2 protein-coding genes are annotated in these 1248 nt (G+C 39.7%); both read left to right on the plus strand.

Going from position 1 to position 1248, the window contains the following annotated elements; translation table 11 throughout:
• A partial coding sequence (locus ACGH6Q_RS12320; protein ID WP_411592993.1) for a hypothetical protein occupies positions 1-769 on the plus strand: 769 nt, incomplete at its 5' end.
• Position 770: 1 nt separating this feature from the next.
• Positions 771-1248, plus strand: a 478-nt coding sequence (locus ACGH6Q_RS12325; protein WP_411592994.1) for a tail fiber assembly protein, incomplete at its 3' end; no start/stop codon positions are given.

A 1248-nucleotide genomic window follows, 5' to 3' on the forward strand; every position in this document is an offset into this window, starting at 1 on the left:
TGCAGATAGTGCGAGTTCATCAGCTACAGAGTCACGTAACTCAGCAGAGCAATCTAGTAATAGCGCGAATGCGGCTAAAGTGTCGGAAGACAATGCTAAAACATCTGAAATGAACGCCGCCAAGTCGGCAGATGATGCTAAAAATTGGGCGTCTACTATCGATAATTCAAATTTTATCAAAAAAACGGGTGAAGAAAGCCAGTCGATTTCCGGTTCATTAATCGTACATAATGTTGTTATCAAAGACATGATCGGCGATCAGAGGTTAATGCCGTTTCGGCGTGATGAATTACCGTTCGGTTGGTATTTTAGAAATGGTGACAACTTCCTTTTAGATTCACCGCAAGGGCGAGCTTTAAATAGTTTGTCAGCTAATTATAAAAACGATCATCGCATTACGATAAAAACAATTGACGGTAAACAGTATATTAATGTACCAACAGCTTTTGCGCCCGACGGTCGTGGTTTTTTTGAGCGTGCGGTTAATGGAGCTAACAGACAAGTTGGTAGCACTGAAGATGATGCGATTCGTAATATTACGGGCGGATTTAGCATGGATGGTATCGCAGGGTCGAGAGCTGGCGTTATTTGGGGGGGATATGGTCCATTTTATGAAAACGGTACTAACCCATCAATTGCAAAATATTCGCCAACTGAAGTTGGAGTTAGCGCAAAAATGGGATTTGATTTATCACGAGCAACACGCACTGGACCTGAAACTACTGTTATTAATGTCGGCATGACACCAGCAATTTATCTAGGAGTTTAATATGATTAATTATTATTTCGATAACACAAATGAACTAAGACCATTCACACATGAGCTAGAAGCTAATGATGATACATTACCGCCAGATAATGCGTTACGCATAGCGCCTGAATTCAAGGACGGCTCTTGGCCATGTGAACAAAACGGAAAATGGGTTTTAGTTGAGGACCGCAGAGAGAAAACCGTATATAACATTGAAACGAAAAGTGCGGAAAAAATCGATTACCTCGGTAAAATCAAAAATGGTTATACAGAGCTTGAACCGTTCGAATTTTGTAAGTGGGACGGCAAAAAATGGGTATTAGATGAAGATGCAAAAAATGAACATCTCATCAAAAATAACCAGGCATTAAAAAACTCATTAATCAACGAAGCTAACGAAAAAATAGCTATTTTGCAAGATATCATTGATTTAGATATGCAAGAAGCCGACGAAGAAGCGCAGTTAAAGGCGTGGAAAAAATATCGAATCTTGTTAA

Origin of the sequence: Gilliamella sp. BG2, from assembly GCF_046635645.1 — a bacterium.
GTDB lineage: Bacteria > Pseudomonadota > Gammaproteobacteria > Enterobacterales > Orbaceae > Gilliamella > Gilliamella bombi.